The sequence below is a fragment of the Leifsonia sp. 115AMFTsu3.1 genome, from assembly GCF_004362795.1.
Lineage (GTDB): Bacteria > Actinomycetota > Actinomycetes > Actinomycetales > Microbacteriaceae > Leifsonia.
Genome location: NZ_SNYB01000001.1, coordinates 1861844 through 1887422 on the forward strand (window position 1 = coordinate 1861844; position 25579 = coordinate 1887422).

17 protein-coding genes are annotated in these 25579 nt (G+C 70.5%); 10 read left to right on the top strand and 7 right to left on the bottom strand.

Annotated elements, in window-relative coordinates; genetic code table 11:
• The first annotated feature begins 23 nt into the window (after window positions 1–23).
• Window positions 24–323: a hypothetical protein gene (locus AXZ95_RS09025; protein ID WP_018190710.1), complete on the top strand. Its 300-nt coding sequence runs from the start codon at window positions 24–26 to the stop codon at window positions 321–323.
• Window positions 320–1084, top strand: a complete 765-nt coding sequence (locus AXZ95_RS09030) for an alpha/beta hydrolase (protein WP_018190711.1) — start codon at window positions 320–322, stop codon at window positions 1082–1084. The genes AXZ95_RS09025 and AXZ95_RS09030 overlap by 4 nt, the downstream gene beginning before the upstream one ends.
• Before the next feature lie 13 nt (window positions 1085–1097).
• Here the strand turns inward: AXZ95_RS09030 and AXZ95_RS09035 are convergent, their stop codons facing one another.
• Together AXZ95_RS09035 and AXZ95_RS09040 are read right to left on the bottom strand one after the other, a co-directional pair.
• Window positions 1098–2135, bottom strand: coding sequence for an AI-2E family transporter (locus AXZ95_RS09035; RefSeq protein ID WP_018190712.1), 1038 nt, complete (start codon window positions 2133–2135; stop codon window positions 1098–1100).
• A 13-nt stretch (window positions 2136–2148) separates the two neighbouring features.
• Window positions 2149–4983 carry a DivIVA domain-containing protein gene (locus AXZ95_RS09040; protein ID WP_018190713.1) on the bottom strand — a complete coding sequence of 945 codons (2835 nt, stop codon included), beginning with the start codon at window positions 4981–4983 and terminating at the stop codon, window positions 2149–2151.
• Between the two features lie 189 nt (window positions 4984–5172).
• Between AXZ95_RS09040 and AXZ95_RS09045 the strand changes: the two genes are divergently transcribed.
• From AXZ95_RS09045 to AXZ95_RS09055, 3 genes are all read left to right on the top strand, one after another.
• Window positions 5173–7071, top strand: a complete 1899-nt coding sequence (locus tag AXZ95_RS09045) for a hypothetical protein (protein ID WP_018190714.1) — start codon at window positions 5173–5175, stop codon at window positions 7069–7071.
• A gap of 156 nt (window positions 7072–7227) precedes the next feature.
• Window positions 7228–8190 (top strand): tetratricopeptide repeat protein, encoded by a 963-nt coding sequence (locus tag AXZ95_RS09050; RefSeq protein WP_018190715.1) that lies wholly within the window; start codon window positions 7228–7230, stop codon window positions 8188–8190.
• Between the two features lie 82 nt (window positions 8191–8272).
• Window positions 8273–9058: an NAD(P)H-binding protein gene (locus tag AXZ95_RS09055; RefSeq protein ID WP_018190716.1), complete on the top strand. Its 786-nt coding sequence runs from the start codon at window positions 8273–8275 to the stop codon at window positions 9056–9058.
• Between the two features lie 22 nt (window positions 9059–9080).
• Here the strand turns inward: AXZ95_RS09055 and glgB are convergent, their stop codons facing one another.
• Together glgB and AXZ95_RS09065 are read right to left on the bottom strand one after the other, a co-directional pair.
• The gene (gene glgB, locus AXZ95_RS09060) at window positions 9081–11288 is read right to left on the bottom strand and encodes a 1,4-alpha-glucan branching protein GlgB (RefSeq protein ID WP_018190717.1); all 2208 of its coding nucleotides are present in this window, start codon (window positions 11286–11288) and stop codon (window positions 9081–9083) included.
• Window positions 11289–11319: 31 nt separating this feature from the next.
• Window positions 11320–13284, bottom strand: a complete 1965-nt coding sequence (locus AXZ95_RS09065; RefSeq protein ID WP_081626607.1) for an alpha-1,4-glucan--maltose-1-phosphate maltosyltransferase — start codon at window positions 13282–13284, stop codon at window positions 11320–11322.
• A gap of 160 nt (window positions 13285–13444) precedes the next feature.
• Between AXZ95_RS09065 and glgP the strand changes: the two genes are divergently transcribed.
• Window positions 13445–16018 (top strand): alpha-glucan family phosphorylase, encoded by a 2574-nt coding sequence (gene glgP / locus AXZ95_RS09070; RefSeq protein WP_018190719.1) that lies wholly within the window; start codon window positions 13445–13447, stop codon window positions 16016–16018.
• A 103-nt stretch (window positions 16019–16121) separates the two neighbouring features.
• Here the strand turns inward: glgP and AXZ95_RS09075 are convergent, their stop codons facing one another.
• From AXZ95_RS09075 to glgX, 3 genes are read right to left on the bottom strand one after another with little or no spacing between them, the layout of a single operon-like run.
• Complete coding sequence (locus AXZ95_RS09075) at window positions 16122–16607, bottom strand: GNAT family N-acetyltransferase (RefSeq protein ID WP_018190720.1); 486 nt, start codon at window positions 16605–16607, stop codon at window positions 16122–16124.
• A complete protein-coding gene (gene ybaK, locus AXZ95_RS09080) occupies window positions 16604–17092 on the bottom strand; it encodes a Cys-tRNA(Pro) deacylase (protein ID WP_018190721.1) in 489 nt (162 codons plus the stop codon). The genes AXZ95_RS09075 and ybaK overlap by 4 nt, the downstream gene beginning before the upstream one ends.
• A complete protein-coding gene (glgX, locus tag AXZ95_RS09085; RefSeq protein ID WP_018190722.1) occupies window positions 17092–19170 on the bottom strand; it encodes a glycogen debranching protein GlgX in 2079 nt (692 codons plus the stop codon). The genes ybaK and glgX overlap by 1 nt, the downstream gene beginning before the upstream one ends.
• A 45-nt stretch (window positions 19171–19215) precedes the next feature.
• On the opposite strand from glgX, the gene AXZ95_RS09090 reads away from it, so the two are divergent.
• From AXZ95_RS09090 to AXZ95_RS09105, 4 genes are all read left to right on the top strand, one after another.
• Window positions 19216–20397, top strand: coding sequence for a cysteine desulfurase family protein (locus AXZ95_RS09090; RefSeq protein ID WP_018190723.1), 1182 nt, complete (start codon window positions 19216–19218; stop codon window positions 20395–20397).
• 117 nt (window positions 20398–20514) lie between these two features.
• Complete coding sequence (mnmA, locus tag AXZ95_RS09095) at window positions 20515–21615, top strand: tRNA 2-thiouridine(34) synthase MnmA (protein ID WP_026307143.1); 1101 nt, start codon at window positions 20515–20517, stop codon at window positions 21613–21615.
• A gap of 147 nt (window positions 21616–21762) precedes the next feature.
• Window positions 21763–24021, top strand: coding sequence for an NAD-dependent DNA ligase LigA (ligA, locus tag AXZ95_RS09100; RefSeq protein WP_018190725.1), 2259 nt, complete (start codon window positions 21763–21765; stop codon window positions 24019–24021).
• Window positions 24022–24256: 235 nt separating this feature from the next.
• Entirely contained in the window at window positions 24257–25558 is a 1302-nt protein-coding gene (locus AXZ95_RS09105; protein WP_018190726.1) for an alpha/beta hydrolase, read from the top strand.
• Window positions 25559–25579 lie beyond the last annotated feature (21 nt).

The window sequence follows — 25579 nt, forward strand, 5'->3', positions numbered from 1 at the left end:
GGGCCGACGTTTAGACTGGACGTATGCCGCGCTCCAACCGTCCCCGCAGCCGCTCCGGCGGCCATCGGGAGGAGGAGCCGGACGGCCTCGACCGTCTGCTCGCCGGCTGGCGGCGAACGGAGATCCGTCGTGGCACCGAATGGAACGTGCAGCCGGTCTCGGCCGCCCAGGCGCAGAAGACGTACGTCTGCCCGGGATGCGGCCGCGACATCGTGCCGGGCACATCCCACCTCGTCGCGTGGCGCGCCGACGGCGTGCTGGGGGATGCGGCCGACCTGGCCGCACGACGGCACTGGCACGAGTCCTGCTGGAGGATCGCATGACGACCGAGAACGTGAGCACGCAGAACACTAGCGGCGAGCCCGTCGAGATCCGCGGAGGGGTCGAGCTTCCTGCCCGCCGCGAGGACATCGAGCTGCACACCGCCGACGGCCTCACGCTGGTCGGTGAGCTGGCGAGCCCGCTCGACCGCGAGCCGGTCGCGACCCTGGTCACGCTCCACCCGCTCCCGACCGGCGGCGGGTTCATGGACTCGCACATCCTGCGCAAGGCGGCCGGCCGGCTTCCTGCGCTGGCGGACATCGCCGTCTTGCGGTTCAACACCCGCGGCACCACCTCGCCGCGTGGACGCAGCCAGGGGTCCTTCGACCACGGTGTCGGCGAGCGGTTCGACCTGGAGGCGGCGATGGCGTTCGTCGCCCAGCGCGGCCTCCCGCATCCCTGGCTCCTCGGCTGGTCGTTCGGCACAGAGCTGGCTCTCATGTACGGACGCGAGTTCCCGGTCGACGGCGTCATCCTGCTGTCTCCGCCCCTGCACCGGGCGAAGCCGGAGCACCTGGCCGCCTGGGCCGGGGACCACCGCCCGATCGTCGCGCTGATCCCGGAACTGGACGACTATCTGCGTCCGGCGGAGGCGGCCGAGCGGTTCCGCCCGCTGCCGCAGATCGAGCTGGTCGATGTGGAGGGCGGGAAGCACCTGTGGGTGGGGGAGAACCAGACCCGCCGGGTGCTCAGTGAGATCGTTCAGCGGATCAACCCCGCCGCTCTGCCGCTGCCGACCGAGTGGCCGCCGCCCGCGTCCTAGAGCGTGAAGGTCGTCAGAGCTCGTTCTGACGCGGGATGACGACCTGCTTGACGATCAGCAGGATGGCGGCCGCGAACGGGATCGCCACGAGCGCTCCGAGAATGCCGAGCAGCGTGCCGCCGGCGAGAGCGGCGACGACGACGAGGGCGCCAGGAACGGAGACCGCGCGGTTCATGATGCGCGGGCTGAGCACGTACGCCTCCACCTGCATGTAGATCAGGTAGTAGATCGCCGCGGCGATTGCGGTCGGCGTTCCGGACAGGAAACAGACCGCGACGATGATCACGGAGCCGGTGATCGTTCCGACCAGCGGGATCAACGAGAAGAAGAACGCGATCGACGCGAGCAGGATGGGGAACTTCGCGCCGATCACCGTCAGGAAGATCGCGCTCAGGATGCCGTTGACGAGGGCCAGCAGGACCTGCCCCATGACGTACTTGCCGACGGAGTCCGTGATCTGGTCGCCCAGGTCGGCGAACCGCGCCCGGCGGGAAGCCGGCACGAGCTGGTAGGCGGAGCGCTTGATCGCCGGCAGCGAAGCCGTGAAGTAGATGGTCAGGATGACGACGATGATGACGCCGAACACGCCCTGGACGATGCCGACACCGGTCTGCAGCACCTTGGACGTGATGTCCGGCAGGTTCTTCTGCAGCCATTCGGTGACCGCGTCGATGTTCTGCTGGTTGACGATGCCGGGGAACTGATGCTGGAGACTGAGGAACCACTTCTCGGCGTCGCCGTTGTTCACCCAGGTGATGGTGTTCTGGACGAGCTGGGTTGCCTGGCTGATCGCGATCGGGACGATCGCCCAGATCAGGCCGATGAAGGCGCCGATGATCACCACGAGCGCGACGACGAGGGCCAGCCAGCGCGGGAACTTGCGGCGCTCGAGGAACGAGATCAGTGGCTCGATGCCGAGCGCCAGGAACAGCGCGGCACCGATGTACGTGATGATCGTCGCGAGACTCGTGATCGCGCTGAGGATGAGGATCCCGAGCCCGACTCCGAGGGCGCCGATGAGGCCGAGGCGGAACGGGTTCTGGATCTTCATGGTTCCCCCTGGGTCAGTCGCGGTCGGCAGTCACACTTTCGGCCTGCTGAAGGACGCCGCGCAGGTTCTCGAAGTACCCGGCCACAGCCTCGCGCTCAATCCTAATCTGGGCGAGGCGCTCTTCCGCGTCCGCCACGAGGCGTTGTGTACGCTCCTCCGTCTCCTCGAGCAGAGCCGCGGCCCGCTCCTCGGCGTCGTGGATGACCTGCGTGGCGGTCTCTTCGGCCTTCTTCCTCGCCTCGGTGACCGTGCGACGCGCCTCCGCCTCGAACGCCTCGGCTTCGGAACGCGCCTGGGCGGTGCGCTTGACGGCATCCGCCAGCTGCACGTTGGCCTCGTCGAGGTACTTCTGCGTCTGGGCGACCGCCTCCTGGTGCCGCGTGAGGTACTCCTTCTCGGCCTCGTCGCGGCGGGCCTTCAGCTCGACGTCCAGGTCGATGCGGGCCTGGGCGATCTCGCGCGTGCGCGCATCCAGTTCCTCCAGAGTGGAGGTGCGCAGCTGCGTGAGCTCGTTGTCGAGCGCGGCGCGGGCGTTCGCCGCCTCCTGCTCGAACTCGGCCGTGCGCTGAGCGATCTCCGCCTCGAGCGCCGTGCGGGCCTCGGCGGTCTCACGGGCGACCTCGGCGCGGGCCTCCGCGGTCTCCCTCTCGAGGGCGACCCTCGTCTGCTGGGCCTCGTCGGCGAGCGCGACGCGGGTGCGCTCCGCATCCCGTTCGAGCTCCAGCCGCTGCTGCTCACGCTGGTCGGCGAGCTCGTTCGCGGTCGCCTCGCGCTGGTCGGCGAGCTCGACCGTGGTCCGGCGCACGTCCTCCGCGAGCCGGCTGCGCGTCTCTTCGGACTCGGCGGCGAGCGCGGACTTCGTCTGCTCCACCTCGGCGGCGAGCGCATTCTTGGTCTGCTCGACCTCGGCGGCAAGCGCGGACTTCGTGGTGGTGACCTCGGTCTCCAGAGCGGACTTCGTCTGCTCCACCTCGGCGGCAAGCGCCTTCTTCGTCTGGTCGACCTCCGCGGCCAGCTCGGTCCGCGTCCGCTCCACCTCATCCGTCAGAGCGGACTTCGTGGTGGTGACCTCGGTTTCCAGAGCGGACGTGGTCTGCTCGACCTCCGCGGCGAGTGCGGCCTTGGTCGTGGTGACCTCGGTCTCGAGGGCGGACTTGGTCTGCTCGACCTCGGCGGCGAGAGCGGAGGTCGTCGACTCGACCTCCGCGGCCAGACGGGCGCGCTCGGCGGTGAGCTCGGCCTCGACGGCGCTCCGCTCGCGAGCGATCTCGTCGGCGAGCGAGGTGCGGGCGGCATCCACCTCGGAGGCGAGCTGTGCACGCAGTTCGGCGGCCTCGGCCTCCAGCTCGCGGCGCTGACGGTCGGCCTCCGCGGCCAGGCGGGCGCGCGTGCTGTCGACCTCGGCGGCCAGTTCGCTCGCCGTCTGCTCGCGGTCGGCGGCGAGCTGGGCCGCGGTCGCGGCGCGGTCGGCTTCCAGTCGTGCTCGCGTCTCCGTCGTCTCCTTCTCCAGGGTGGTGCGGGTCTGGAGGGTGTCGTCGGCGAGCTGCTTGCGAGTCCGCTCGACCTCTTCTGCGAGGGCGGATCGGGTCGTGGTGACCTCGTTCTCGAGCGCGGCGCGGGCGGAGGTCACCTCGTTCTCGAGCGCGGAGCGCGTCGTGGTGACCTCGGTCTCCAGCTCCGACTTGGTGCGCTCGACCTCCTCGGTGAGGGCGGAACGCGTGCGGGTGACCTCGTCGGCGAGCTCGGCCTTCGTGCGGTCGACTTCATCGGTCAGGGCGCTTCGGGCGCCGGTCACCTCGGCGTCGAGGGCCGAGCGGGTCTGCTCGACCTCGGCGGCCAGGGCGGCTTTGGTCTGCGCGACCTCGGCGGCGAGCGCCTTCTTCGTCTGCTCGACTTCGGTGGCCAGAGCGAGGCGGGTCGTCTTGTCCTCGTTCTCCAGGTCCGCGCGGGTCTGTGCGGCCTCGGCGGCGAGGGAGGAGCGCTGCTCCTCGACCTCTGCGGCGAGGTCTGCGCGCGCCTGGGCGGCCTCGGCGGCCAGCGCGTTGCGGGTCTCGGCCTCCTCGGCCGCGAGCCGGTCGGCGGTCTCGGCCACGCGCTTGTCGAGGTCGAGACGGATCTGCGCGGCCTCGCGCTCGAACGCGGCGCGGTCGTCGGCGAGGGCGTTCTCGAGCTCCGCCTTCCGGGCGGCGATCGTGCGGTCGAGCTCGGCCGCCTCGGCGCGGGCAGCCTCGGCCTCGCGCGACGCGACCGCTTTGAGCTCCGCCGCCTCGCGGTCGGCCTCGGCCCGGACGGCCGCCGCCTCGCGCTTGCTGGTGGCGCGCAGCTCGGCGGCCTCCGTCGCGACGGCGCCGCGGATGGCCGCGGCCTCGCGCATGGCGTCGTTGAGCAGGGTCTCCTTGTCCGAGCGCGTCTTGGCCAGCAGCTCGCCCGACTCGATCTGCGCATCCTCCAGCAGCGTGGTGGCGCGCGCCTGCGCGTCGGCCAGGATGCGCTCGGCCTGCGCGGCGGCCGCCTTCTTGACCTTCTCGATCTCGGCGGCGACGCCGGCGCGCAGCTTCTCGGCGTCGATGTCGGCCTGGGCGATCAGGCGGGTGGACTGCTCCTCCGCGACGCGCAGCGTGTTCTCGAGCTTGGTGCCGAGGCCCGAGTAGGTGGGGCTGCCGACCTCTTCGATCTCGGCGTTGAGGTCTTCGATGCGCGCCTGGAGCCGCTTGATCTCCTTCGCCGACTCCGCGGACTGCGTATTCGACTTGATGAGCTCGCGCCGCAACTCCTGCAGAGCCTTGTCGACCTCGTCCTTGTCGTAGCCGCGGAAGACCTGTGTGAAGTTGGATTCGTCGGTGGCCACTGTTGTTACTCCTGAGGGATTCGGGTCGACCCGCTGCGCGCGTGCCGGGTCGATCCTACAATTCGCGGGTCTACGCCCGCACGGGGGGCTGCGTGAGCGTCCAGACAAGGGTTAGCTGCCTTTCAGGCACGTCCGGTATCGTCGTGTGACTGTGCCCGCCCCCGAACTTCGGCACACGAGGAGTCCTGTTTGCGTTTCGTACTCGCCATCGTCGCGTTCGTCGTCGCCGCGGTCATGATCGTGGCCGGCATCGCGCAACGCACCGTCTTCGCTCCGCCGACCCACATCGAGGCCGGCACCTCCGTCTCCGGCGACCCTCGGTATGTGGTCGTCGACGGGTCGGTGCTGAACGCGCACCCGGGCCAGCAGACGCTGACCGTGACGGGCGCCCCCGACGGCGCGAAGCAGGTCGTGGCTTACGGCCGTACAGCGGACGTGAAGGCCTGGCTCGACGATCAGAAGTACGTCGAGGTCGGCTACCGCACCGCCACGGGCAAGCTGACGACCAAGAACGTGACGCCGAAGGCGGCCGACACGAAGGGCGACGGCACGAAGGATGACGAGGGCGCGGCATCCGGCTCGACCGCGACGCCGACTCCCGCTGCCACGCCGTCTCCGTCCGCCGGGGCCGCATCCGGGTCGACGAGCGGTGCCGCCGCGACGACCGCCGGACCCAACCCGGCCGGCTCCGACCTGTGGCTCGAGGAGTTCGACGGCCAGGCCGCCCAGGTCACCCGCATGAACATCCCCGACGACGTCAGCGTCATCGTCGCCTCCGACGGCACGAAGGCCGCACCGTCGCGCGTCACCGTCACCTGGCCCGTCGACTCCAGCACCCCGTGGGCGTTCCCGCTGATCATCGGCGGCATCGTCCTGCTCCTCATCGGCATCGCCCTCTACCTCTGGGGTCTCTACACGCACCGCCGCTCGCGCGGGCCCCGCCGCAAGAGCGGACCGAAGATGCCCAAGCTGCCCAAGGCCCCTAAGTACAAGCCCACCGCCATGATCGAGACCACCCCGCGCGGCCGCCGCTCGACCCGCCGTGCCCGCGTCATCATCCCCGTCGCCCTCGCCGGAGTCCTCGCGCTGACGGGCTGCACCACGGGTACCGACGCCGCGACGACGCCGACGAAGACCTCGACCCCTCTGGCCACGGAGGCGCCCGACGCCAAGGATCAGCTGCCTCCCGCCGTCACTGTGCCCCAGCTGGAGCGCATCGTGAAGCGCGTCTCCGAGTCCGCCGCGCAGGCCGACGCCAAGGCGAGCCCCGACCTCGCCAAGGAGCGCTTCACCGGTCCCGCCCTTCAGCTCCGCGAGGCGAACTACGCCATCCGCGCGAAGAAGGCCGACGAGCCGCCGCTGCCGGCCATCCCGGCGAGCCCGATCGTCCTGTCGCTCCCACAGGCCACCGACGCCTGGCCGCGCACGGTCGCCGCCGTCATCGAGACGCCGAAGGACGCGAAGGGCACCGCTCAGGCGCCGATCGCGATCACCATGGTGCAGGAGACGCCGCGTGACAACTATCAGGTCGAGTACGCCGTTTCGCTCGAGCCGAAGGCCAAGGTCCCGAACCTGGCGCCCGCGAGCATCGGCTCCGCGGTCGTGCCGCCCGACTCCAAGCTCCTCGCCCTGCCGCCGCAGAGGGTGGCCGCGGCCTACGGCGACATCCTGATGAACGGCGACAAGAGCCAGTACGCGAACCTGTTCAGCGCGGAGGGCGACACCCTGCGCACCCAGGTGGGAGCCGAGTGGAAGGCCAAGCAGAAGGCCGCCGTCCCCGCGACCGCATCGCTCGAGTTCACGAGCCAGCCCGGGGCAGGGACGGACGTGGCCATGGCCACCAACGACTCCGGTGCGATCGTCTGGACCGATCTGCAGGAATCGCAGGTGCTCAAGGTCGTCGAGGCCGGTGCCGAGGTGAGCGCGGGCGCGACCGCTGCGGCGCTGACCGGCGTCGCCTCGTCCAAGACCGGCATCGAGTCCACGTTCGGCTACCAGCTGGCGTTCTACGTGCCGCCCGCGGGCTCCGATGCGAAGATCACGCTGCTCGGTTTCTCCCAGGGCATGATCTCCGCCAAGCAGCTCTGATCCGTCCACCGTCGAGTACGCACAAACTGCACGCTTTCCCCCCGATGAGCGTGCAGTTTTTGCGTACTCGACGGGGGTGCGGAGGGTGCTGGGGCGCGCGCGGGCGGCAGGGACGCGAGTATCCTTGACTCTCGTGCGCACGCATCTGGAGGAACAATGAGCAACGTCCCGCCGCCGCCCACGAACCTGCGCGGAGCTGTCGATCTGAGCTCCCTCGTCAACCGTCCGCCCGCGGGCGAGGCGCCGGAGGGCCAGCCGCCAGCGGGGGCGCTGACCCTTCCGAGCCTCTACTTCGAGGGCACGGACGCGAACTTCAACGACTTCATCGACCTGTCCATGCGGGTGCCGGTGGTCGTCGACCTCGGCACCGAGCGGTCCGACCAGTGGAAGCAGTTCACCGCCCTCCTCGACCGCGTGGTCGCCGGCTTCGGCGGGCGTCTGGTGCTGGTGAAGGTGGATGTGGATGCCAACCCCCAGCTGGCACAGGCCTTCCAGGCGCAGTCCGTTCCTGCGGTCGCCGCGCTCGTGGCCGGGCGGCCCGTCCAGCTCTTCGTCGGCGCACTGCCGGAGTCGCAGATCACGGACGTGTTCGAGCAGCTCCTGCAGCTCGCCGCGCAGAACGGCGTGACCGACACTGTGACCGTCGAGGGCGGCGCGGCCCCCGATGCCGACGCAGCGGCGGCCGAGCCAGCGCCGGAGCCCCCGCTCCCTCCGCTTCACGCCGAGGCGTACGACGCCATCGAGCGCGGCGACTACGACGGAGCGATCCGCGCCTACAAGACCGCGATCGCACAGGATCCGCGCGACACCCTGGCGGTCGCCGGCCTCGCCCAGGTGAGCCTCCTGGCACGACTCAGCGGCCACACCGCCGACGAACTCCGCTCGGCCGCGGCGCAGGCGCCCGACGACGTGGATGCGCAGCTCGGCGTCGCCGACCTCGACATCTCGGGCGGCCACGTCGACGACGCCTTCGACCGCCTGCTCACGCTCTTCCCGAAGCTCGACGCGAGCGGCAAGGAGACCGTGCGCACGCGCATCCTCGACTATTTCGAGATCGTCGGCGTCGACGACCCGCGTGTGGGCAAGGCCAGGGCTAGGCTGGCTTCGCTGCTGTACTGAGCCCGTCCCCACCGGGCACCGGGCGGCGGCCCATCGTCGTGCCGGCGATCTCCGGCAGTCGAAGCTGAGGGAGTGACCCCGCATGTCCCGTGTGCTCGTCATCGGAGGCACCGGCCTGGCCGGACGCGCCGTGACCGCCGAAGCCGTCGAACGCGGCCACCAGGTGGTCGTCGCCGCCCGCCGCGTGCCGGACGACGACTCGGACCGGTTCGTTCTCGGCGCCACCTACGTCACGGCGGACATCGTGACCGGCGACGGGCTCGAGGAGGCGGTGGACGGCGTCGACGTCCTGATCGACGCCAGCAACGCGGTCGGCAAGCAGGCCGCCCACGTCTTCGCCACGGGAGCGCAGAACCTCCTGCACACCGCCGCCCGCTTCGGCGTGCAGCGTGCCGTGCTGCTCTCCGTGGTCGGCACCGACCGCTCGGCGTACGGCTACTACCGCGCGAAGGCGGCACAGGAGCGCGCCTATCTCGAGTCGCCGCTCGACACCCGGGTGGTGCGCGCGACGCAGTTCCATGACTTCGTCACCGCGATCTTCGACCGGGGGAGGCCGCTTGGCGCCATCCTGTCGCCGTCCGGTGTGCGGTTCCAGCCGATCGCGGTGACCGACGTCGCTCGCGTGCTCGTCGACGTCGCCGAGGGCGCAGGGGAGCCGGACAGCGTGATCAGCATCGGCGGACCCCGCGTGGAGTCGGCACGCGACCTGGCCGAGCAGCGCAAGCGGGCCAGCGGGAGCCGCCGCTACATCCTGCCCGTCCGGCTGGGCGGCGCCCTCGGGACGACATGGCGCGCCGGACGCAACCTGGCTCCGGAGCACGCCGTCGACGGCGTCGGCTACGGCACCTGGCTCGAGACCGGCACCTGATAGCCGCCGACCGGCGACCCGGCTAGCGGCGCGGCTTCAGCCAGAGGGCGCCGAGCGGCGGAAGCGTGAGCACCGCCGACGCGGGGCGACCCATCCACGGCTCGTCGAGCGCCGTCACAGAACCGAGGTTGCCGACCCCGGAGCCTCCGTAGGCCTCCGCATCGGTGTTGAGCAGCTCCTCCCACTCGCCGGCGAACGGCAGCCCGACGCGGTACCCACTGTGCGGCGCCCCGGAGAAGTTGAACAGCATCACGATCGGGTCGCCGTCGCGGTCCTTCCGGAGGAACGCGATGACGTTGCCCTGGGCGTCGGACCCGTCGATCCACTCGAAACCGGCCGGCTCGTTGTCCAGCGCCCACAGCTGCGGGTGCTCGCGGTAGAGGGCGTTCAGCTGCGAGACGAGGTTCCAGAGGCCCTGATGCGCCGGCTGGTCGAGGATCCACCAGTCCAGGCCGCGTTCCTCGCTCCACTCGGACGGCTGGCCGAACTCCTGACCCATGAACAGCAGCTGCTTGCCCGGGTGTCCCCACATGTACGCGAGGAATGCACGCACGTTCGCCAGCTGCTGCCAGTGGTCGCCGGGCATCTTGGTCAGCAGGGAGCCCTTGCCGTGCACGACCTCGTCGTGGCTGATCGGCAGCAGGAAGTTCTCGCTCCAGGCGTACACGAACGAGAAGGTGATCTCGCTGTGGTGGTAGCTGCGGTACATCGGGTCCTCGTGCATGTACTGCAGCGAGTCGTGCATCCAGCCCATGTTCCACTTCAGCCCGAAGCCGAGGCCGCCGGACGACGTCGGGGCGGTCACACCGGTGTAGCTGGTCGACTCCTCGGCGATCATCACGGTGCCCGGGTTGCGCTTGTAGGCGGTCGCGGTGACCTCCTGCAGGAAGCCGATCGCCTCCAGGTTCTCGCGGCCGCCGTGGATGTTGGGCACCCACTCGCCGTCGGCACGCGAGTAGTCGAGGTACAGCATGGAGGCGACGGCATCGACCCGCAGGCCGTCGATGTGGAACTCCTCCAGCCAGTACAGGGCGTTCGCGACCAGGAAGTTGCGCACCTGCGAGTTGCCGTAGTCGAAGATGTAGGTGCCCCAGTCCTTGTGCTCGCCGCGGCGCGGGTCGGCGTGCTCGTAGAGCGGCTGTCCGTCGAAGCGGGCGAGCGCCCAGTCGTCCTTGGGGAAGTGCCCGGGCACCCAGTCGAGGATGACGCCGATGCCCGCCTGGTGCAGCCGGTCGATGAGGTACTTGAGGTCGTCGGGGGAGCCGAACCGGCTCGTCGGCGCGTAGTAGCCGGTGACCTGGTAGCCCCACGACCCGCCGAAAGGATGCTCGGCGAGCGGAAGGAACTCCACGTGCGTGTAGCCGAGGGCTCCGACGTAGTCGATCAGCTGGTCGGCTGCGTCGCGGTAGCCGAGTCCCGGTCGCCACGACGCGAAGTGCAGCTCGTAGACGCTCATCGGGCCCGCATGCGGGTCCGTCTCGGCGCGGCCGCGCATCCACTCGTCGTCCGCCCATTCGTGGCGGCTGACGGTGATGCGGGAGGCGGTCGCGGGCGGTGTCTCGGCGAACTGGGCCATCGGGTCGACCTTGCGGACCCAGCGGCCGTCCTGCGCCAGCAGGTCGAACTTGTAGATCTCGCCCTCGCCGAGGCCCGGGACGAACAGCTCCCACACGCCGGAGGCGCCCATGTTGCGCATGGAGTGGAGCGTGCCGTCCCAGCCGTTGAAGTCGCCGACCACGCGGACGGCGCGGGCGTGCGGCGCCCAGACGGTGAACGCCGTCCCGACGACGCCGCCGAGGTCGCGCACGTGCGCTCCGAGCGCCGTCCACAGCGTCTCGTGCCGGCCCTCGCCGATCAGGTGCAGGTCGAGCTGGCCGATGGTCGGCAGGAAGCGGTACGGGTCGTCGGCGGTCCAGGTGCTCCCGTCGTCGTAGCGCGCCTCGATCAGGTACGCCCCGGGACCGACGATGTCGATTCCCTGCCAGATGCCGTGGCCGACATGCGCCAGTTCGATGTGGGCGCCGTTGGGCAGCACCGCGAAGACCTCGGTCGCAAGCGGGCGGAGCGCGCGGATGACCGTGATCGGGTCGGCCACCCCCGGCGCCGCGACCTGATGCTGGCCGAGGACCGTGTGCGGGTCGTGGTGGCTGCCCGTCGCGACGGCCGCGAGCAGCGCGTCGTCCAGGGTGGGCAGGTCGACGGCGGCGGCACCTTCGGGGATCGGGGACATGGCGGTACTCCTCAGGTTGTCTTCTGGTCGGTCAGAGCGGTCGGACGGCCAGGATGTGCACGGGCTCGGTGAATGCGTCCAGGCGCACGTAGTCGTCGGCGCCCCAGGTCCAGCGCTGGCCGGTCACCCGGTCCTTCACCTCGAACTGGGAGCCGAGCGGGAGGCCGAGCGCGGTCACGTCGAGGTGCACGATCGTCTCGCGCACCGAGTGCGGGTCGACGTTGGCGACCACGATCACCGCATCCGGCTTGCCCGTGCGGGTGAATTTCCCGTCGAGGTACTTCGAGTAGACGAGGATGCTGTCGTCCTCGCTGTAGTGGAGGTGCAGGTTGCGCAGCTGCCGCAGCGCCGGGTGCTCGCTGCGCGCCCGGTTCAGCATGGTCAGGTAGCCCGCGAGCGAGCGGCCCTGCGACTGCGCCCTGGCGTAGTCGCGCGGGCGGTACTCGTACTTCTCGTTGTCGATGTACTCCTCGGCGCCCGGGCGGGCGACGTTCTCGAACAGTTCGTAGCCGGAGTAGACGCCCCAGGTGGGCGCTGCGGTCGCGGCGATGGCGGCGCGCACCTTGAAGGCGGCCGGCCCGCCGAACTGCAGGTACTCGGTGAGGATGTCCGGCGTGTTCACGAACAGGTTCGGCCGCAGATAGTCAGCGGTCTCGTGCGCGAGCGAGTGGAGGAACTCCTCGAGCTCCTCCTTCGTGTTGCGCCACGTGAAATACGTGTACGACTGCTGGAATCCGGCCTTCGCCAGGGTGCGGAGGAGTGCAGGGCGGGTGAACGCCTCGGCGAGGAACACCACATCCGGGTCCGTCGCGTTGACCGTGTGGATGAGCCACTCCCAGAAGTGAAGCGGCTTGGTGTGCGGGTTGTCGACGCGGAAGATGCGGACGCCTAGCGACATCCAGTGCCGCACGATGCGCAGCACCTCCTGCCGGAGCCCCTCGTAGTCGTTGTCGAAGTTGATGGGGTAGATGTCCTGGTACTTCTTCGGCGGGTTCTCGGCGTAGGCGATGGTGCCGTCGGGGAGGGTCGTGAACCACTCGGGATGCTCGGTCACCCAGGGGTGGTCGGGGGAGGCCTGCAGGGCGAGGTCGAGGGCGACCTCGAGACCGGCCTGCTTGGCCTTGCCGAGGAAGAAGACGAAGTCCTTCTCGGTGCCGAGGTCCGGGTGGATGGCGTCGTGGCCGCCCTCGGCGCTGCCGATCGCCCAGGGCGAACCGGGGTCGTTCTCGCCGGCGTCGAGCGTGTTGTTGGGACCCTTGCGGAACGTGCGGCCGATGGGATGGATCGGCGGCAGGTACACGACGTCGAAGCCCATCGCGGCGACCTCGGGGAGGCGCTTCGCCGCGGTGCGGAAGGTGCCCGACTTCCAGGAGCCGTCGGGCAGCTGCTTCGCGCCCTCGGAGCGCGGGAAGAATTCGTACCAGCTGCCGACCCCCGCGCGGGTCCGCTCCACCTGGATGGCGCGCGTGGCCGAGAGGGTGGGCAGGCTGACGACCGGGCGCTCGGTGAGGACCTGCTGGATGCGCTCGTCGACGGCGGCGGCGAAGCGCTCATCCACCGGCCGCTTGGTGTCCGCGACGACCTTGGCCGCCTCGGAGAGGTGGCGACGCTCTGCGGTGCTGCGGCGCTTGTCCTTGGACGCGGTGACCAGGAGGTCGTGGCCCATCCGCAGCATCAGCTCGACGTCGATCCCGGCCGGGACCTTCACCTCGGCGTTGTGGTGCCAGGTGGCGTACTCGTCGGCGTATGCCTGAACGCGGTAGCGCCAGAGACCGGTCTGGTCGAGCTGCACCTCCACCTCCCACCGGTCGGTACCGGCGGTCAGCGGGTGCATGTGGTGCTCGGTCTGCTGCCCCGCGGGGTCGAGCAGGATGAGGTCCACCCCGATCTTGTCGTGCCCCTCGCGGAACGCGGTCGCGCGGAACGGGATGACCTCCCCGCTGAACGCGGTCGCCGCCCAGAGCCCCTCATCCACCTGGGGGGAGAGCTCGAGAATAGGGATGCGGCCGAGCAGGGGCTCGTACGGGCCCGGTTCCGGGGCGCTCGGGGCCGCCTCCGTCGCGGCGGCTGATGACCTGGTCGCTGCGTTCTTCACCACGCACCCGACCGTACACTCATTAACCCGCCCGTCATGAGGCTCGTTTACAGTGGACCGAGTGAAGGCCATCCGAAGATTCACCGTCCGCGCCGTCCTCCCCGAGAACCTCTCAGCATTGGAGGAGATTGCAGGCAACCTCCGCTGGTCCTGGCACGAGCCCACCAAGGAGCTGTTCGCCCGCATCTCACCCGAGCTGTGGCAGCAGGTGAGGCATGATCCCATCGCCCTCCTCGGCGCCGTCGAGCCGTCGCGGCTCGCCGAGCTCGCCGCCGATCAGGGCTACGTCGACTGGGCGAACCACATCCGCGACGACCTGCGCGCGTACATCCACGACCCGCGCTGGTACCAGTCGCTCGGGGATGCCGCGCCGCAGACCATCGCCTACTTCTCGCCCGAATTCGGCATCGCCGCGACCCTGCCGCAGTACTCCGGCGGCCTCGGCATCCTCGCCGGCGACCACCTGAAGGCGGCCAGCGACCTCGGCGTGCCGCTCGTCGCCGCCGGGCTGTTCTACCGCTCCGGGTACTTCTCGCAGGCGATCACGCCCGACGGCTGGCAGCTGGAGAGCTACCCCGTGCTCGACCCGGACGGGCTGCCGCTCAGCGTCCTCCGCAACCCCGACGGCACGCCCGTCCAGATCTCGCTGGCCCTGCCGGACGGCGTGCTGCACGCCCGGGTCTGGCAGGCGGCGGTCGGCCGGGTGAAGCTGCTCCTGCTCGACACCGACATCCCCGACAACGAGGAGCGCCTGCGCTCGGTCACCGACCGCCTGTACGGCGGCGGCGGTGAGCACCGGCTCCTGCAGGAGCTGCTGCTCGGCATCGGCGGCGTCCGCGCCGTGAAGGCGTGGACGGAGCTGACCGGCGCACCCGAGGCGGAGGTGTTCCACACCAACGAGGGGCACGCCGGCTTCCTCGGACTGGAGCGCATCTCCGACCTGATCGGCGAGGGGCTCACCTTCGACCAGGCGCTGCAGGTCGTGCGCGCCGGGACCGTGTTCACGACGCACACGCCCGTCCCGGCCGGCATCGACCGGTTCGACAGGGCGCTGGTCCAGCGGTACTTCTCCACGTCCCTCCTCCCGGGCGTGAGCGCCGACCAGGTGCTGCCGCTCGGCGCGGAGGACTACCCGGGCGGATCGCCCGACGTGTTCAACATGGCGGTCATGGGCCTGCGCCTCGGCCAGCACGCGAACGGCGTCTCGAAGCTCCACGGCGACGTCTCCCGCCACATGTTCAACGGCCTCTACCCGGGGTTCGACCCGCAGGAGGTGCCGATCGACTCGGTCACCAACGGCGTCCACGCGCCCACCTGGACCGACCCGATGCTGCGCGCCCTCGCGCTGGAGCGCCTGGGCACCGAGGACACGACGCACGCCGACTGGGGCAACGCGTCGGCCGTCGGCGACGCCGACCTGTGGGGCGTCCGGACCCGGATGCGCGAGCAGCTGGTGCAGGACGCGCGGCGCCGTCTCATGGCGGCGTGGGAGGACCAGAACCCGGGCGGCATCGCGCCGGCGTGGATGAGCGACCTGCTCGACCCGAACGTCCTCACCATCGGCTTCGCGCGGCGCGTCCCGACGTACAAGCGGCTCACCCTGATGCTGCACGACCCGGACCGGCTGCGCCGCATCCTCACCGACCCCGAGCGGCCCGTGCAGTTCGTGATCGCCGGCAAGTCGCATCCCGCCGACGACGAAGGCAAGCGCCTCATCCAGAAGCTCGTGCAGTTCGCGTCGGAGGCGGACATCCGCCAGCGCATGGTGTTCCTGCCCGACTACGACATCGGGATGGCGCAGCTGCTCTATCCCGGAACCGACGTCTGGCTGAACAACCCGCTGCGACCGCTGGAGGCGTGCGGGACGTCCGGCATGAAGGCGGCCCTCAACGGCGCGCTCAACCTGTCGATCCTCGACGGCTGGTGGAACGAGTTCTACGACGGCGAGAACGGCTGGGCCATCCCGTCCGCGGATGCGGCCGGAGACGGCGCCGAGCGCGACGCGCTCGAGGCCGAGGCGATGTACGACCTGATCGAGCACCAGATCGCGCCGCGCTTCTACGAGCGCGACGGCGACGGGGTCCCGACCGCGTGGGTCTCGCGCATCCGCCACACGCTCGCCACGCTGTCGTCGCCGCTCTCGGCCGAGCGCATGGTGCGCGAGTACGTCGAGCGGCTCTACCTCCCGGCCTCGAACTACGAGAACCGGCTGAGCGAGAACGACTACGCCGAGGCGCGGTCGCTCGCCGCCTGGAAGCAGCGGGTCGAGGGCGCGTGGCCCGGCGTCGCGGTGACGCACGTGGACGCGGGCGGAGTGGATGCGGTGCCGCAGGTGGGCGACGAGCTGCACGTGCGCGCCCTGGTCCAGCTGAACGGGCTCTCGCCGGACGACGTCGAGGTGCAGGTCGTCTACGGCCGCAGCCAGGAGGGCGACGAGCTCACCGACGTGCACCGGCAGGCGCTGACGGTCGACAACGGCGTGCCGGGTACGCACGACGCGTCGGTCGCGCACGAGTTCGTCGGCACGGTCCGCCTGGGCTGGGCGGGATCATTCGGCTACACGGTCCGCGTGGTGCCGGTGAACGACCTGCTGCTCACCCCCGCCGAGCTCGGTCTCGTGACCACCGCCTCCTGACCCTCCGCCTCGTCCCGTCCGCCCACCGTCGAGTACGCACAAATTGCACGCTCACGCCCCATCCGGCGTGCAAAGTTTGCGGACTCGACGGTGGGCGGACGGGTCAGCGGGTCATGCGGACGGCGAGGATGGTGGCGTCGCCGGCGGGATGCGTCATGGTCGCGCCGTCGCGGGTGAAGCCGTTGCGGCGGTAAAAGGACTCGGCGCGGCCGTTGCCGTCCATGACCCAGAGGTACGCGGGTGCGTCGCCGATCGCGGCGTCGAGCAGCCGCTGGCCGGCGCCGGAGCCGTAGGCGCTCGCGAGCAGGTAGATGCCCTCCAGCTCGCGGTCGCGCGGCGCGTCGTCGTCGCGTCCTGGGCCTGCGGTCGCCCAGCCCACGATCGTGCCGTCGCGCTCGGCGACGAAGGCGTCCGTCTCGCCGCGCTCCAGGATGCGGGACCAGCCGGCGGCGCGACGATCGACATCGAGGGAGGCGAGGAAGTCGGCGGGCATCCGTTCGGCATACGCCTCGCGCCACGCCGTGACGTGCACCTCCGCGATGCCGCGCGCGTCGTCGACGGTCGCCCGCCGCACCGTCACCCCGGTCATTTCGCGATCGCCCCGAAGGTCCCGTCGGTCGCCCGCAGCAGGTCGGCGGGGGAGAGCTCCACATCGAAGCCGCGCTTGCCGCCGGAGACGAAGACGGTGTCGAACAGCTGCGCCGTCTCATCCACCACCGTGGTGTGGCGCGTCTTCTGACCGATCGGGCTGATCCCGCCGACCACGTATCCGGTGCGGCGCTCGGCGACGGCCGGATCGGCCATGGTCGCCCGCTTGGCGCCGACCGCGGCCGCGAGCGCCTTGAGGTCGAGCATCCCGGTCACCGGGACGACGCCGACGACGAGCCCGAGGTCCGTGTCGGCCAACAGCGTCTTGAACACGCGGTCCGGCTCGACGCCCAGTGCTTCCGCCGCCTCCAGCCCGAACGACGGCGCGGCCGGGTCGTGCTCGTACGGATGCGCGGTGAAGGGGAGGCCCGCGGCGGTCAGCGCAACAGTCGCCGGAGTCCCCGCCGGCGCCTTCTGCCGGGCCATCAGACGCGCGGTCCGTTCGCCCGGTACAGCTGCATCGACGTGCCTCCGACGAGTCGCGTGTCGCCGGGGGCGAACTCGGTCGCGTCCTCGGGGATCGGGACCTCGGTCGCCGAGTCCCACAACAGTTGGTACGAGGTGACGCCGGGAGCCGGAGGGAGCGACACCTCCACGTCGTCCTCCACACCGTGCACGATGAGCAGGATGCGGTTGAACTCCTCCTTGTCGGGAGTCGACGCCGCGAGGTACTGCAGCGTGCGGTTCTCGGGGGAGTTCCAGTCCTCGTCGTCCATGCGCTGACCTGTCGCGTCATACCAGTCCATGTGGCTGGCGTTCGGCGTCGTCTGCCCGTCGACGGCGTACCGGCTCGGGCGGAGCGCCGGGTTCTCGCGCCGCAGCTGCAGCAGCCGTTTCGTGGTGTCGTACAGCTCTCGCTGCTCGCGTGTGCGCAGCCAGCTCAGCCAGGTGAGCTCGCTGTCCTGGCAGTACGCGTTGTTGTTGCCGCGCTGACTGCGTCCGTACTCGTCGCCCGCGGTGATCATCGGGACGCCGGCGGAGAGCAGCAGGGTGCCCAGCAGGTTCCTGATCGCCTTGCCGCGCATGAGCAGGATGGCCTCATCCGTCGTCGGGCCTTCCACGCCGTGGTTGAACGACCGGTTGTTGTCGGTTCCGTCCCGGTTGTTCTCGCCGTTGCCGAGGTTGTGCTTGACGTCGTAGGCGGTGAGGTCGGCCATGGTGAAGCCGTCGTGCGCGGTGACGAAGTTCACCGAGGCGAGCGGTCCGCGCTCGGGCGAGAAAGTGTTGGAGGAGCCGGCCAACCGGGTGGCGAACCCGCCGATGCCGACCGGCGCCTGCCCGTTGCGGCGGGCCTCGGCGATGTCGGCGAGCCAGAAGTTGCGAACGCGGTCGCGGTAGCGGTCGTTCCATTCGGACCAGCCGGCGTGTCCGTCGGACGGCCCGGGGAAGTTGCCGGTCTGCCATCCGCCGAGCCCCACATCCCACGGCTCGGCGATCAGCTTGACCCCCTGGAGCGCCGGATCGGCGGCCGCGGCGACGAGCAGTGGATGGTCGCGATGGAACGACGCGTCCGTGCCGCGCCCGAGCGTCGCTGCCAGGTCGAACCGGAAGCCGTCGATCTGCATCTCGTTCGCCCAGTAGCGGAGCGAGTCGAGAACGAGCCGCTGCGGGACGGGGTTGCCGAAGTCGACCGTGTTGCCGCATCCCGTCACATCGATGTACGCGCCTGTCTCGTCGTGCCGGTAGTAGGTCGCGTTGTCGATGCCGCGGAAGCTGGTGCGCGGACCGCCCATGCCCTCTTCGGCCGTGTGGTTGTAGACCACGTCGAGGATCACCTCGATGCCGGCCAGGTGCAGCAGCTTGACCATGCCCTTGAACTCGGCGAGGACGGCCTCCGGGCCGGCCGCCTGCGCCGCGCGCGACGCGTACGGGCCGTGCGGCGTGAAGAAGTTCAGGGTGTTGTAGCCCCAGTAGTTGGTGAGGCCCTCCTGCTGCAGGCGCTGCTCCGACACGAAGGCCTGAACGGGCAGGAGCTCGACCGCGGTGACGCCCAGATCCTTCAGGTAGGCGATGGTCGACTCGTGCGCGAGCCCGGCGTAGCTGCCGCGCAGTTCTTCCGGCACCGACGGATTCAGCCGGCTGATGCCCTTCACATGCGCCTCGTAGATCACCGTGTGGTCGAGCGGGGTGCCGGGCTTGCGTGCATCGCCCCAGTCGAAGCCGTCGGCCACGACGACGGAACGCCAGCCGTCCGAGCTCACGTGCAGGAGGCCGCGCGCGTACGGGTCGATGAGCAGGGCCTCCGGGTCGAACAGGTTGCCGGGCGCCTGTGGGCCGGAAACGCGGACGGCGTACCGGCTGCCGACGGTGAGCGAGCGCGAGCGGCCCACCCAGACGTTGTTCGCATCCCGGGTCATCGGCACGGTCTTGACCAGCCAATCCGGGTCGTGCTGGTCGAACAGGCACAGCTCCATGGCATCCGCGTTGGCCGAGAAGACCCTCAGCTCACCCCCGTGCGGCCCGACACGGACACCCAGGTTGCGCAGGGGATCGGTCGAGGTCATGCGATCTAGAGTAGTGACACACGCCTGGATACTTCGGAGGGCACCGTGCCGGTCTACCTCGACCACGCCGCCACCACGCCGATGCGCCCGGAGGCGATCGCCGCCTACACCGAGGCCATGGGCGTCGTCGGCAACCCGTCGAGCATCCACAGTCAGGGGCAGCAGGCCAGGCGGATGCTGGAGGAGGCCCGCGAGACAGTCGCAGCGAGCCTCGGCGCCGACCCGATCGAGGTGGTGTTCACCTCCGGCGGCACGGAGGCGATCAACCTCGCGATTAAGGGCATGTTCTGGGCACGCAACGACGGGGCGCGCCGGCCGCGCATCCTGGTCCCCGGAGGGGAGCACCACGCCACGGTCGACACCGTCGAGTGGCTGGAGCGCGCCGAGGGGGCTGAGATCTCGTGGCTGGCCCTCGACGGTGACGGACTCATCCTGGTGCCGGAGCGGATCGCCGGAGACGACGCGGCTCTACTGACGTTCTTGGCGGTCAACAACGAGGTCGGCACCATCCAGCCCGTCTCGGCGCTCGCCGCGGTCGCGCGGTCGGCGGGCGTCCCGGTGCATGTGGATGCGGTGGCCGCGTACGGGCACCTGCCCATCGACTTCGCCGAACTGGGTGTGGATGCGCTGAGCGTCTCGGCCCACAAGATCGGCGGACCGGTGGGGATCGGCGCGCTCGTGCTGAGCCGCGCATCCACCGTCGTCCCGCTGATCCACGGTGGCGGCCAGCAGCGGCAGGTTCGCAGCGGGACCCAGGACGTCGCCGCGGCCGTGTCGTTCGCAACCGCCGCCCGGCTGGCGGAGGCGGAGCGCGAAGCGGAGACGGCGCGGCTCTCCGCGCTGCGCGACCGTCTGATCACGGGCGTGCGCGCGGCGGTGCCGGAGGCGGTGCTCAGCGGGCCGGATCCGGTGTCTGGGGAGCGCGTCGCCTCGAATGCGCACTTCACCTTCCCCGGGGCGCAGGGCGACTCGCTGCTGTTCCTGCTCGATCTCGCGGGCGTGTCCGTGTCGACCGGTTCGGCGTGCCAGGCGGGCATCCCGGAGCCATCGCACGTGCTGCTCTCGATGGGACGCGGCGAGACGGAGGCGCGCAGCGCCTTGCGGTTCACGCTGGGGCGGGGGTCGACGGACGCCGACGTGGATGCGCTGCTCGCGGCCCTGCCGGGCGCGTACGCGCAGGCATCGCGCGCGGGGCTCGCGGAGCGGGCGCCGCGCCTCGGCCGCTAGCGTCCGCCGTTCTCGTCCGTGTGGACCGAGATTTGGCGCAAATCGTCGTTATGCGGCCGCGATAACCGAGATTTGGCGCAAATCTCTCGCGTGGTGGACGGCGGGTAGAATCGGCGGGTGAAAGTTCTGGCGGCGATGAGCGGTGGTGTCGACTCCGCAGTGGCGGCGGCGCGGGCCGTCGAAGCGGGGCACGACGTGGTCGGAGTGCACCTGGCGCTGAGCCGGATGCCCGGGACGCTGCGCACCGGAAGCCGCGGCTGCTGCACGATCGAGGACTCGATGGATGCGCAGCGCGCCGCGAACATCATCGGCATCCCGTACTACGTCTGGGACTTCTCCGAGCGCTTCAAGCTCGACGTGGTCGACGACTTCATAGCGGAGTACTCGGCGGGCCGGACGCCCAACCCCTGCATGCGCTGCAACGAGCGCATCAAATTCGCGGCGCTCCTCGAGAAGGCGCTCGACCTCGGCTTCGACGCGGTCTGCACTGGCCACTACGCGGCCATCGTCGCCGACGAGCACGGCAACCGCGAGCTTCACCGAGCGAGCGCGTGGGCGAAGGACCAGTCGTACGTGCTCGGCGTGCTGACCGCCGAGCAGCTGGCGCACGCGATGTTCCCCCTCGGCGCGACTCCGTCGAAGGCGGAGGTGCGGGCGGAGGCCGCCGCGCGCGGCCTGAGCGTCGCGAACAAGCCGGACTCGCACGACATCTGCTTCATCCCCGACGGCGACACCCGCGGCTGGCTGGCCGAGCGCGTCGGCACCGCGACGGGCGACATCGTCGACCGCGAGGGCAACCGGCTCGGCACGCACGAGGGTGCGCACGCCTACACGGTCGGTCAGCGGAAGGGCCTGAACGTCGGCTACCCGTCTCCGGACGGCCGCCCGCGGTTCGTCCTGGAGGTGCGGCCGAAGGAGAACACGGTCGTCGTCGGCCCGCGCGAGGCGCTCGACATCGCCGAGATCGCCGGCTCCCGCTTCACCTGGGCCGGGATGCCCCCAGCCGATCCGTCCACGCCGTTCGCCTGCGAGGTGCAGATCCGCGCGCACGCCGACCCGGTGCCCGCCGTCGCGTCCGTCACCGGCGGCGAGCTCCTCATCCGCCCGGATGTGCCCCTGAACGGCGTCGCCCCCGGCCAGACCGCCGTCGTCTACGTCGGCACCCGCGTCCTCGGCCAGACCACGATCGACCGCACCGTCTCCGCCGTCCCCGCCTGACCCTCCGCCCCGCCGTCGAGTCCGCGAACTTTGCACGCTGCGACGGCGTTTCGCGTGCAAAGTTCGCGGACTCGACCGTGGGCGGAGGCCGCTGGGGAGACGGAGGGCGGAGGCCGCGGCGTCGGAGGTCGCGAATAAGCTTGGGGGGTGGCGATCGAGACGACGACCGACGACCAGCTCGCGGAAGCGCGAGCCGAGGCGCAGCAGCTGACGACACGCATCCTGGAGCTCCGGGACGCGTACTACGAGCGCGACACGGTGCTCGTCAGCGACGAGGAGTACGACCGCATGATGCGGCGGCTCGAAGAGCTGGAGCGGCTGCATCCGGAGCTCCAGTCGCAGGACAGCCCGACGCAGACGGTCGGCGGCCGCGCCCAGACGACCCTGTTCGCGCCGGTGCAGCATGCCGAGCGGATGCTGAGCCTCGACAACGTCTTCTCGCTGGAGGAGTTCGAGGCGTGGGCTGCGAAGGTCGAGCGTGACGCCGGCCGGCGCGTCGACTACCTGTGCGAGCTCAAGATCGACGGCCTGGCGATCAACCTGCGTTACGAGAACGGCGTGCTCGTCACGGCGGCCACCCGCGGCGACGGCGTGGTCGGCGAAGACGTGACCGAGAACATCCGTTGGATCCCGGCGATCCCGGCTCGCCTCGCCACCGACGACCCGCCGGCGCTGGTGGAGGTGCGCGGCGAGGTGTTCTTCCCCGTCGCCGAGTTCGAGGAACTCAACGCGCATCAGCAGGAGGCCGGTGAACGTGTGTTCGCCAACGCCCGCAACGCGGCGAGCGGGTCGCTCCGGCAGAAGGCCGAGGGCAAGAACCCCGCGCAGCTGGAACTGATGCGCAACCGCCTGCGCCGCCTCCACATGCTCGTCCACGGCATCGGCGCCTGGCACAACCCGCCCGTCGATGCGCAGTCGAAGGTGTACGACCTGCTGAAGGGATGGGGCCTCCCGACCTCTACGCACTACCGGGTCGTCGACGAGGTGAAGAAGGTCGACGAGTTCATCGAGTACTACGGCCAGCACCGCGGCGCGGTCGAGCACGAGATCGACGGCATCGTCATCAAGGTGGATGAGCTGGCGCTGCACGACGAGCTGGGCGCCACCAGCCGTGCGCCTCGCTGGGCCATCGCGTACAAGTACCCGCCGGAGCAGGTGAATACCAAGCTGCTCGACATCGTCGTCAGCGTCGGTCGCACCGGCCGGGCGACGCCGTTCGCCGTCATGGAGAAGGTGCGCGTCGCCGGGTCCGAGGTGCGCCAGGCCACCCTGCACAACCAGGAGGTCGTCAAGGCGAAGGGCGTCCTCATCGGCGACACCGTCGTGCTGCGCAAGGCGGGGGATGTGATCCCCGAGGTCCTCGGCCCGGTGGTCGAGCTGCGCGACGGCACGGAGCGCGAGTTCGTCATGCCCGAGAACTGCCCCGAGTGCGGCACGCGTCTCGCGCCCGCCAAGGAGGGCGACATCGACCTCCGCTGCCCCAACGCCGAGTTCTGTCCGGCGCAGGTGCGCGGCCGTGTCGAGCACATCGGCTCGCGCGGCGCCCTCGACATCGAGGCGCTCGGGGAGGTCGCGGCCGCCGCACTGACCCAGCCGCGCTTCCCGGCGGAGCCGCCGCTCCCGACGGAGGCCGGGCTGTTCGGGCTGACCCTCGCCGACCTGTTCCCGATCGAGGTCGTGGTGCGGGATTCGGAGACCGGGCTGCCGAAATTGACCGACGCGGGGGAGGAGAAGGTAGACACTCCGTTCCGCCGTCGCCGCCAGAAGAAGGACGGCGAGTTCGACCCGGCCGCGGAGGAGTTCTTCGGCGACGAACTGTACGTCCCGTCCAAGAACGCGGTCGAGCTGCTCGCCAACCTCGCTGCGGCCCGCGAGAAGCCGCTCTGGCGCATCCTGGTCGCCCTGAACATCCGCCACGTCGGCCCGGTGGCGGCCCGCGCGCTCGCGAACCACTTCGGATCGCTCGACGCGATCCGGTCCGCCTCGCGCGATGAGCTGGCCGCGGTGGATGGCGTCGGCGGCATCATCGCGGACGCCGTCCTCGCCTGGTTCGAGGTCGACTGGCACCGCGAGATCGTGGAGAAATGGGCCGCGGACGGCGTGCAGTTCACCACGCCGGGGCACCCCGGTCCTGGCCGAGCGGATGACGCGGGCGGCGTGCTCGCCGGCCTCACGATCGTGGCGACCGGGTCGCTCGAGGGCTTCACCCGGGAGGGTGCCCAGGAGGCGATCATCGCCGCGGGAGGCAAGGCGGCATCCAGTGTCTCGAAGAAGACGGATTTCGTCGCTGCGGGGCCGGGCGCGGGGTCGAAACTCGCCAAGGCGGAGGAGCTCGGCGTGCGCATCATCGACGCCGCCCAATTCAAGACGCTGGTCGAAGAAGGGCCCGCAGCACTCGATTTGTGACGTATTCGGTCCTCCTTCTCGCGGACAGGAGAGAAATTCTCCCCCTGAATCGGGGGTAGAACGGCTCGCCGTCGGCCACCCGTTCATGGGTAGAGTCGATATGTGCGCTCCCCCCGGACGCACACGCAAAAGGGCTTAGCTCGCTCGCTCTCGGAGGGACCCGGACGGAGTGCTGGTCGGCTTTGCAGCTGTTCTCACTGTTACCTCGGCGGTCTCCGGACTGACTGGGGTTTCCGTGCTGCCCGCAGACACCCCGGCGGCACCCATCTCGGCGGTCTCGTACGCGTCCGTCCCGGCCCTGAACACCTCCGCTTCCGGCCCCGTCTCGGACGTTCCCGCCGGCCCTGCGGCCCGCTCCGCGTCGACCGCATTCCTCGGCGCCATCGCCAGCGTGGACGCCTCGGCTCTGCCGTCCTTCCTGGACGCCAACCGCGCGAAGCTCGACGCGCTCCTCCTCGACGCCCCGGCGGCGGTGGATGTGAGCCGCCTCTGGAACCTGATCGACCCCGACAAGCAGAAGGCACTGATCCAGGCCGCACCGCACGTCATCGGCAACCTGGAGGGCGTCCCGTACGACGTCCGGGGTCGCGCGAACACCGTCGACCTCAAGCAGACGATGGCGAGCATCACCAAGACCCTCAAGACGGAGCACGGGCGCGCCGAGCGGGTGGCCCTGCAGCGCCAGCTCGACACCCTGCACAACGTCTTGACCGCGCTCTCGAAGCACGACGGGGTCAAGCGGACGTTGGTGACCCTCGACCCGTCGGCCGACGCGAAGGCCGCGATCGTCGTCGGCGACATCCGCACGGCGAAGTACGTGAGCGTGCTGGTGCCCGGCATGTACATGTCCGTCGGCGAGCAGATCGAGTCGTGGGCGAAGGTCGCCCAGGAGCAGTACGACCTGCAGACCGGGTTCCTGCGGCGCGTCCTCGGTCCGCGCGGCAACGGGGGAGCGCCGGGCGTCGCCGTCGTCGCGTGGATCGGCTACCAGACGCCCGTGCTCACCAACATCGGCGGGACCGCCTTGGCGGAGCAGGGCGCCGACAGCCTGGAGCGCACGCTCGAGGGCATCCGGGCGCTCCGCGGCGCCGACCAGCCGTACCTGAGCGTCTTCGCCCACTCCTACGGCTCTACGGCCGCCCTCATGGCGCTCGAACGGCACACCGTCACGGTGGATGCGCTGGCGCTGATGGGATCGCCGGGGAGTGCCGCGCAGTCGGTCGCCGGACTCGCGGTGAGCAACGGGAACGTCTTCGTCGGCGAGGCCCCGATGGATCCGATCGTCAACAGCGCCTTCTTCGGCAGTGACCCCGGCTCGCCGGGGTACGGCGCGAAGCCGATGGGGGTGGGCGGCGCCGTCGACCCGCTGACGCATGCGTCGCTGGCCGGGTCGACCGGTCACAACGAGTACTTCACCGCGGGGACCGAGTGCATGCGCAACCTGTCCATGATCGGCATCGACCGCGGCGACCTGGTGATCAGCGGGACGACGTCGGGCGCCTCGGACCCGAAGGCCGTCGCGGCGTCCTCCCGCTGACCGCATCCCGAGCCTCCGCCC